Below are 7,763 nucleotides of genomic sequence, written 5' to 3'. Positions count from 1 at the left end.
GGGATGTTTGTGTCCTTGTCAACCCAGACGTACCACTCCCCCTTCGGCTTCAGGAGCCCTTTTGTCTCTATATCCGGGAGCAAGAGCACCTTCCAAGCCCTGTAAACCTTACCCGATACCTCTACCTTTTCCTCTCCCACCGTCCTGTAGCGAACGCTCTGCTCCTTACCGTCATAAAAGACCTTTATAAAGCCTCCTCCATAGTTGGGAGTATCTACATAGACCATGAAAGAGGTGGAGAAGGGGTCAAAGAGATAGACAGAGCTCTCGTAAAAACCCTCCTTTACCTCCTCCTTGTCCCTCTTGTACCTCACTATCCTGTAGCTTATTCCCCGCTTCTCAAATATGTAGATGTGGTCCCTTATATAGCTTCCCTCCCGCTGGTACAGGGAAAAGGTGCTTGGCTTGAGATCAATTAGGGTTGCCTCCCCCCAGCTGTTTACCCTCTTCACAAGCCTGCCCACAACTACGGTCTTTGCCCAGGACCTTATACGAACGGTTTTGCCCTTCTGGGAGTACTCAACACAGCTCTCCGCTACGGGTAAGAACCAGAAGTACACCCTGTAGCAGGTCTCAAGCTCCCTTGAAAGGATTAAAGTTGGCAGAAGGAGGATAAGGAGGAGTAGCTTCATTGCATAAGAACTCTGTTCACCTCCTCAAGGGAGGTTATACCCTTCTTGACCTTGATGAGCCCGGACTCGTAGAGGGTTCTCATCCCCTTCTTCTTAGCAAGCTCCCTCAGGTCGTCCGCAGTCCCGCCCTTTATTATCAGCTTCCTGAGCTCGTCGTCTATCTCCATGATCTCATGGACTGCGGTCCTTCCCTTGTAGCCTGTGTTGTTGCAGGTAGCACACCCCTTCTCGCTCGCCTTGTAGATCACTATATCCTCGTCCATTGAGTTTATAAGCCCCATCCTCAGAAGGGCTTCCTTAGGTATATCGTGGGGAACCTTACACTCAGGACAGAGCTTTCTTATGAGCCTCTGGGCAACTATGAGTATCAGGGAAGAACCCACCAGGAAGGGCTCAATTCCCATATCCGTCAGTCGGGTGACTGTAGTGGGTGCATCGTTGGTGTGAAGGGTTGAGAAGACGAGGTGTCCCGTGAGGGAAGCCCTTATCGCTATGTCCGCCGTCTCAAAGTCCCTTATCTCACCCACAAGGATTATATCAGGGTCCTGCCTCAGGAATGCCCTCAGGACGTTAGAGAAGGTCAGCCCTATCCTCTCGTTTACCTGTACCTGGTTTATACCCGGAATGGAGACCTCAACGGGGTCTTCGGCGGTCATTATGTTCACATCGGGGTGGTTTCTCTCCATGAGGGCTGAATATAGGGTGGTTGTCTTACCAGAACCTGTAGGACCAGTGACGAGTATCATCCCCCAGGGCTTCCAGATAGCCTTCCTGAACTTATCCAAGTCGTCGGGCTCAAAGCCGAGGTCTTCAAGCTTCACGTTGAGGTACTTTTCAGCCTCCTGTATCCTCATAACGACCTTCTCACCGTAGACGGTGGGCACCGTTGAGACCCTCAGGTCTATCTTCTTTTTGTCTATCCTTATCCTTATCCTTCCATCTTGGGGCTTCCTCTTCTCCGCTATGTCAAGGTTTGCCATTATCTTGTACCTGGCAACGAGGCTGTCCTTTATGTTCACGGGGAGCTTGTGGTATATCCTGAGAACCCCGTCCACCCTGTAGCGGACGTTTACCTTCTTCTCAAAGGGCTCTATATGGATGTCGGAAGCACCCATCCTGACCGCCTCGTATATGAGCCCGTTCGCCAGCTTGACTATGGGAGCCTCTTCCGTTGCATGCATCAACTGCTCAACAGGGACATCCTTCTCCTCTTCTTCTATCTCCACCTCCGTATCCTCAATCTCGCTGAGGACATCTCCCAGCTGGGGAAACTGCTTGTCAAGCACCTTCTCTATGGTGGAGAGGGGAGCGAAGTAGGGGACTATACTCTGAGCCTTTGTGTAGAACCTGAGCTCGTTTATAAGGTTCTGGTTAAGTGGGTTCAGCATGAGAACGTGGAGCTTTCCCTTCTCGTACTTTATGGGAACGACCTTGTACTTTCTCATGAAGTCCTGAGGGATTGAGTTGAGTATGTGGGAAGGAACCTGGAGCTCCTCTATCTCCTCCTTCCAGACCTTCTGGGGCAGTATGCTTTGGAAGAAATTCATTATGTCCTTTTCGGTAAGGATACCGAGCCTCAGGAGTGCCTGAAATATGTCCTCATCCTCCTTCTTCTCACTGAGGACCTTCTTTATATCCTCATCCTTTAAGTAGCCCGATTTGTAAAGGAGGTTGAGTATCTTCTCACGTTCCATAACTCTCCTCTTCAGAGGGGAAATCTCCCCTCTCAACGTCCTCCCTGAACTTCATAAGTGCCTCTCTAAATATCTTAGCTCCTTCCACATACCTGCGCACGAACTTCGGCTTTACCTCCTCGTAAAGACCAACGATATCGTGAAAGACAAGCACCTGCCCATCGCAGTACTTCCCCGCACCTATTCCTATAGTTATGACCTCCGAGCCCTCTGTCAACTCTTTGGCAAGCTCGGTGGGAACACTCTCAAGGACAACCATGAAAGCCCCAGCGTTTTCAAGCGCCTTGAAGTCCTTCTGAAGGATCTCGGCTTCCGACTCGTCCCTTCCAAAGACCTTTGGTCCTCCTGTGGCATGAACCGACTGGGGAGTAAAGCCGAGATGCCCGACAACGGGCACTCCCATGTCCGTGAGCCTGCTCACGAGCTCAGCGACCCTCTCACCCCCCTCCAGCTTAACCGCCTGAGCACCGGTCTCCTTTATCACCCTTCCGCAGTTCCTTATACCCTCCTCAACGGATACCTGATAGCTCAAAAAGGGCATATCAACCACGACGAAGGAGTTGGGAGCTCCCCTTCTGACAGCCTTCGTGTGGTATATCATCTCCTCAATGGTAACGGGGAGGGTGGTCTCCTGCCCCTGAAAAACCATCCCGAGGGAGTCTCCCACGAGTATAACGTCTATGCCTGCTTCCTCACACAGCTTGGCGGATATGTAGTCGTAGGTTGATACCATAGTTATCTTCTCTCCCCTCTCTTTCCTCTTTCTAAGACTCCTTATCGTTACCTTTGGCATCGGTTTTATTTTACAGTTAAAATACTGTAAACAAATTTTACAAGGAGGGTGTGTAGCATGAGGAAAGCCATTCTGATGTCCGGACTGGTGAGCCTGTCTGTGTTGATCTCTTGCGGAGGAGGAGGTGGAAGCGACAGTACTACTACGACCCAAACCGAGCCATCCCAGAGTCTCCAGGGGACTTACACCGGAGCGGCAACAGCCGGCGACTTTGCCACGTTTACTGTAAGCGGGACAACCCTGAGCTACAACTTGAATGGTGCTGTCTTTGTACAAAAACAGGGTTCTCTTGAAATTGAACCCATGGTTTCTGGAGCAGGCTCAGACACCCACTTCTGGAAGTCAACAGACGGGAGCGTTGGTATATTCCTCTCGGGCAACATAGGGTTAGCTTATGTGCCAGGTATCCTAGATAAGGACGGTAATACAAGGAATGCCATAGTTGTTGGTCTAAGGGAGATTTCAGACATAAGCAGTATAATTGGCAAAACCTTCGTTTATGTGGATATAAGAACAAGTGGGGTTGTTGATGGATGTGAGATAAAAATTAACGGTACCAGCACTGACACTTCTGGTACTTTTGACTACTCCTGCCTATCTGGGAGCTCAGGAACAGGATGCTGGAAGCTTGACTCACAAAACAACAGGCTCCTTGCGACAACAAATATAACAAGTGATTGTGCCAATTGGGACGGTAGCAGCCCTACACAGTACGTAATCGCAAAACCGGGCACCAGCAGGGCTGGATTCGTAGTTGACCATACCGACGGTTCTGGAGTTGGTATAGGGCTTGAGAAAAAGGCATACTCTACTGAATTGGACCCAAGCAAAACCTATACCTTTGAGACCCTGGGCACAGGTATTTCGGAACTGTGTCCTGCAACAGTGACCGTTTCCAATGATGGATCAGGCTGGAAATACCAATGGAGTTCTTCTTCGCCTTCGTGTGGAAATATTAACGGGACTCTGGCTCTGGATAAGGCTTGTTCAGGTGTTTCATATAATGGGGTTATATGTGCAAAGAATAATAAGGGTCAAAGCTACTACGTTATGCTTGATACGGTTGACGGATATTACATGGCAATAAACACAGGAGGGACTTATCTGGAAATAGGAGCTCTCAAGGAAATCAAGTAATCAACTGCCGGGGGGGGTATCCCCCCTTTTTTACAATATTCCTCCTGTAAACCAGCTTTATCAGGACACAGCTTACCAACTTCCTCTGGAAGCTTCCCCTCTCTCCCTGGTATCTCTTCAGAAATTTCAGGAAGCTATCCCTTTTAAGGAAGCCGGCGGCGTAAAGGAAGGCTATGAGGAAAGGTATGCCCGGCAGGACCGGCAGGAGTATACCGAGGATACCGAGGAGCAGGAGGAGGGTCGCTACAAGGACTCTCATCTTGAGATGGTTATAAGGATAACACCGAGAACTACGAGAAGGGCTCCCACAAACTTTTGCAGAGTAAAGCTCTCCCCAAGGAGCATGAAGGCGAAAAGGCTTGCCCATAGAGGAGAGCTTGCCACTATGGGAGCAACCACCGAGACCTCACCTACCTTTATAGCCTTGTAATAGAGCAAGAGTCCGAGGAAACCGGAGACAAAGCCACCAAAGGATATCACAGCTATATCCCTGAGCGGGTAGCTGAAGCCTTCCCTGAGCAGGAGCATGGAAAGGAGGGCAAAGAGGGCGGCGGTGAGGTTGTGGAAGAATATTCCCACGAGAGGGGGTATCTCCCCCCTGAGACCGAGCTTGAATATGAGGGGTGCGGTCCCCCAGACGAGTGCTGAGAGAAGGGCAAATACCACAGCCTTCACAGCTCAAAGACCCCTATCACCGGTGCGTGGTCTGAGGGTTTGGGCTTCCTTCTCTTACGAGGCCACAGGTCAACGTACACATCCTTCAGCTTGTCCTTCAGGGGTTCAGTTATGAGGATGTAGTCAATCCTCATACCCATGTTTTTCCAGATCATTCCCCCAATGTAATCCCACCACGTGAACTGGACCTTGTCGGGGTATAGGTACCTAAAGGCGTCTATAAATCCCCAGGAGAGAATCCTTTCAAAAGCCTCCCTCTCTTCCTTCATAGTGCCTATGGTATCCCTCAGTATCTCCGGATCATAGACGTCTATATCTTCCCTCGCAACGTTTAAGTCGCCAACCATACAGATTGGCTCCTCAGGGCTGTAGTTCTCCTTAAGGTAAGATAGGAGCTTGTCGTAGAACTCAAGCTTGTAGTAGAACTTCTCCGTACCTCGCACATCCCCGTGGGGAGCGTAAACGTTTATGACCGTTATACCCTTTATGACAGCGCTTATTATCCTCTTCTGCTGGTCAAAGTACTCATCACCAAAGCCCTTCCTGACATTTTCCATCGGGAGCCTCGTACATATACAGACTCCATTGTAAGTCTTTTGGGCAAAGACCTCACACCTGTAGCCGAGCCTTTCAAAATCTTCGTAGGGGAAGTTCTTCTCTTCCTGCTTTAGCTCCTGAAGGCAGAGGACATCCACAGGCTCCCTTTCAAGCCAGCTGAGAACCAGCTCCTTCCTTGCCCTTATTGAGTTTACGTTGTAGGTAGCTATCTTCATCCTCGCTAATTATAAGAGAATATCCACTGAGCTGAAATTCCCATTTTTGATGATGGACGTCATAAATGTCCAGCCCGATGGACTTCAAAATTAGACTGACATGTCAGTTCAGACAAGGGGGAGGCTAATAGAGGCTGCCAAGAGGGTGTTCTCAGAGAGGGGATACCACAACGCCCAGATAGCCCACATAATTGATGAGGCGGGAGTGGCAAGGGGAACCTTTTATCTTTACTTCAAGAGCAAGGAGGAGATATTCAGGGAGCTCCTGAGGGAGGTGGTTGAGGAGCTCAAGGAGAGGATAAGGGTTGTCAGTCTTCAGGAGGACCCTATTGAGCAGGTCGTGGAGAACGTTGAGAGGGTAATAGAGTTCGCCCTTGAGGAAAGGGAGCTTGCGAAGATAGTGCTTCTGAGAAACAGTGATCCAGAGCTCTTCAGCCTTATAAACGAGTTCTTTGAAGAGATCGTGAGCCTTATAAGGAGCTCCTTAGAAAAGGGAATAGCCTTAGGGATTCTTAGGGAGTGCGATACGGAGCTCTTGGCGAGGGCTGTTGTGGGAGCGCTGAAGGAGGTCATCTCTGGACTTCTTGATAGAGAGGATGTTGATACAAACAGAGTAGCCAGAGACATTATAGAGCTTGGGATAAGGGGAGTCTGGAGAAAAAGAGCGGGAGGTGAGAGCCATGGAGGCAGTTCAGCACTATAGGGCATATAGACCGAGACCCTTCCGAAGGGAGGAAAGGGAAAAGGTAACCCTAACATACGGAGGGCTTACTTTCAAACATGAGAGGCTCATACAGGGAGCCCTTGAGAATATGGGCTACAAGGCGATGCCCCTTCCAAACATAGAGAGAAAGGACCTTGACATAGGAAAGGAGCTGATAGACACGGGAGCCTGCTGTCCTACAACCTTCACTGCGGGGAACCTTGCGAGATTTCTGAAAGAGAGGAAGGAAGAGGAGGGAGAAGATGTAAAGGATAGGTACATATTCGTTACCGTGGGTGCCTGCGGACCCTGCAGGTTCGGTCAGTACCACGAGTCCTACGAGAGGGTGCTTGAGAACCTTGAGATGAAGGACTTTAGGCTCTTTCTCCTTGACCTGATGCAGATGGAGCAAAGTGAGGGCGGTCTTGAGATAACGATGCCCCTGACCTTCGGGCTTGTCTATGCGATGTTCATCGGAGACCTGCTCACGGACATGGAGTACGCCACCCGCCCCTACGAGACCGTCCCCGGAAAGACCGAAGAGGTTCTCAAAGAGAGCCTTGAGCTTTTATATGAGAAGTTCAAGAAGAGACCGCTTCGCGGTGAAAAGTGGGGCTCCCTTCTCTGGCACATAACAACACCTTACTTTGTGAATGCCCTCAGGGAGGCAAAAAGGCTCTGGGACGAGGTAGAGGTTGACAGGCTACGAGTAAAGCCGAGGGTCAAGATCACGGGGGAGTTCTGGCTCCAGACCCACGAAGGTGACGGGAACTACAACATAAAGAGGTGGCTTGAGCAGGAAGGTGCCGAGGTCATACCGCCTCCGATAGCGGTGTGGATGGACTACCTGATGCACATGGAGCTCTGGAAGATGGAGGAAGGGAAAGAGTTCCTTGAGAAGTACTGGCTCAAGAAAGGCGTCCTCAAGCTGATAATAGGACTCTACCACTATACATACAACAGGCTCAGAAAAGCCCTGAACAACATACCCAATCCTCTCCCGCCTCAGGAGGAGCTAAGACGCCTTGCAAAGCCCTACTTCCACTTCAGGCTTGCGGGAGGAGAGGGACACATGCTCATCGGAAAGGCTCTCTACGCCTACCTCAACAAACATGCCCACATGGTCTGTGAGCTCTCCCCCTACGGGTGCATGCCCAACACAATGTCCATAGGAGCCATGCAGGCGGTTCTTGGCAAGTATCCAGACCTTCTTTACGCACCGATTGAGATAAAGGGAGACGCCGAGGTTCACGCCCTCTCAAGGTGCCAGATGATACTTACAGAAGCAAAGAAGAGAGCACAGAGGGAGTACGAAGAGGTTCTTGAGAAGACAAAGCTAACGGAAGAGGATATAAG

9 protein-coding genes are annotated in these 7,763 nt (G+C 50.3%); 3 read left to right on the top strand and 6 right to left on the bottom strand.

Annotation, left to right across the window (positions count from 1 at the left end; translation table 11 throughout):
• From AC1HCM_RS04520 to panB, 3 genes are all read right to left on the bottom strand, one after another.
• Positions 1-632 (bottom strand): DUF3108 domain-containing protein (locus tag AC1HCM_RS04520; protein ID WP_479460588.1); only part of this gene is annotated, 632 nt, incomplete at its 3' end.
• Positions 629-2,326 carry a GspE/PulE family protein gene (locus AC1HCM_RS04515; RefSeq protein WP_479460587.1) on the bottom strand — a complete coding sequence of 566 codons (1,698 nt, stop codon included), beginning with the start codon at positions 2,324-2,326 and terminating at the stop codon, positions 629-631. The genes AC1HCM_RS04515 and AC1HCM_RS04520, both read right to left, overlap by 4 nt.
• Positions 2,316-3,119 (bottom strand): 3-methyl-2-oxobutanoate hydroxymethyltransferase, encoded by an 804-nt coding sequence (gene panB / locus AC1HCM_RS04510; protein ID WP_479460586.1) that lies wholly within the window; start codon positions 3,117-3,119, stop codon positions 2,316-2,318. The genes AC1HCM_RS04515 and panB overlap by 11 nt, the downstream gene beginning before the upstream one ends.
• 57 nt (positions 3,120-3,176) lie before the next feature.
• Between panB and AC1HCM_RS04505 the strand changes: the two genes are divergently transcribed.
• Positions 3,177-4,256 carry a hypothetical protein gene (locus AC1HCM_RS04505; protein ID WP_479460585.1) on the top strand — a complete coding sequence of 360 codons (1,080 nt, stop codon included), beginning with the start codon at positions 3,177-3,179 and terminating at the stop codon, positions 4,254-4,256.
• On the opposite strand, the gene AC1HCM_RS04500 is transcribed toward AC1HCM_RS04505, so the two are convergent.
• From AC1HCM_RS04500 to xth, 3 genes are read right to left on the bottom strand one after another with little or no spacing between them, the layout of a single operon-like run.
• Positions 4,249-4,515: a hypothetical protein gene (locus AC1HCM_RS04500; protein ID WP_479460584.1), complete on the bottom strand. Its 267-nt coding sequence runs from the start codon at positions 4,513-4,515 to the stop codon at positions 4,249-4,251. The two genes, AC1HCM_RS04505 and AC1HCM_RS04500, sit on opposite strands and share 8 nt — an antisense overlap.
• Positions 4,512-4,931, bottom strand: a complete 420-nt coding sequence (locus AC1HCM_RS04495) for an EamA family transporter (protein WP_479460583.1) — start codon at positions 4,929-4,931, stop codon at positions 4,512-4,514. Before AC1HCM_RS04495 ends, AC1HCM_RS04500 begins: the two co-directional genes overlap by 4 nt.
• Positions 4,928-5,704 carry an exodeoxyribonuclease III gene (gene xth, locus AC1HCM_RS04490; protein WP_479460582.1) on the bottom strand — a complete coding sequence of 259 codons (777 nt, stop codon included), beginning with the start codon at positions 5,702-5,704 and terminating at the stop codon, positions 4,928-4,930. Before xth ends, AC1HCM_RS04495 begins: the two co-directional genes overlap by 4 nt.
• A gap of 100 nt (positions 5,705-5,804) precedes the next feature.
• On the opposite strand from xth, the gene AC1HCM_RS04485 reads away from it, so the two are divergent.
• Complete coding sequence (locus AC1HCM_RS04485) at positions 5,805-6,407, top strand: TetR/AcrR family transcriptional regulator (RefSeq protein ID WP_479460581.1); 603 nt, start codon at positions 5,805-5,807, stop codon at positions 6,405-6,407.
• The coding region (locus tag AC1HCM_RS04480; protein ID WP_479460580.1) for a hypothetical protein at positions 6,385-7,763 on the top strand (1,379 nt) is incomplete at its 3' end. The genes AC1HCM_RS04485 and AC1HCM_RS04480, both read left to right, overlap by 23 nt.

It is taken from the genome of Hydrogenivirga sp. (assembly GCF_056450045.1).
The sequence above is the reverse complement of the archived record's forward strand: the minus strand, read 5'-3'. Positions and strand labels throughout refer to the sequence as shown.

Excerpts from the sequence above, each read along its gene's own strand:
- AC1HCM_RS04515 (WP_479460587.1), bottom strand. The coding sequence starts at position 2,326 with ATGGAACGTGAGAAGATACTCAACCTCCTTTACAAATCGGGCTACTTA.
- panB (WP_479460586.1), bottom strand. The coding sequence starts at position 3,119 with ATGCCAAAGGTAACGATAAGGAGTCTTAGAAAGAGGAAAGAGAGGGGA.
- AC1HCM_RS04505 (WP_479460585.1), top strand. The coding sequence starts at position 3,177 with ATGAGGAAAGCCATTCTGATGTCCGGACTGGTGAGCCTGTCTGTGTTG.
- AC1HCM_RS04500 (WP_479460584.1), bottom strand. The coding sequence starts at position 4,515 with ATGAGAGTCCTTGTAGCGACCCTCCTCCTGCTCCTCGGTATCCTCGGT.
- xth (WP_479460582.1), bottom strand. The coding sequence starts at position 5,704 with ATGAAGATAGCTACCTACAACGTAAACTCAATAAGGGCAAGGAAGGAG.
- AC1HCM_RS04485 (WP_479460581.1), top strand. The coding sequence starts at position 5,805 with ATGTCAGTTCAGACAAGGGGGAGGCTAATAGAGGCTGCCAAGAGGGTG.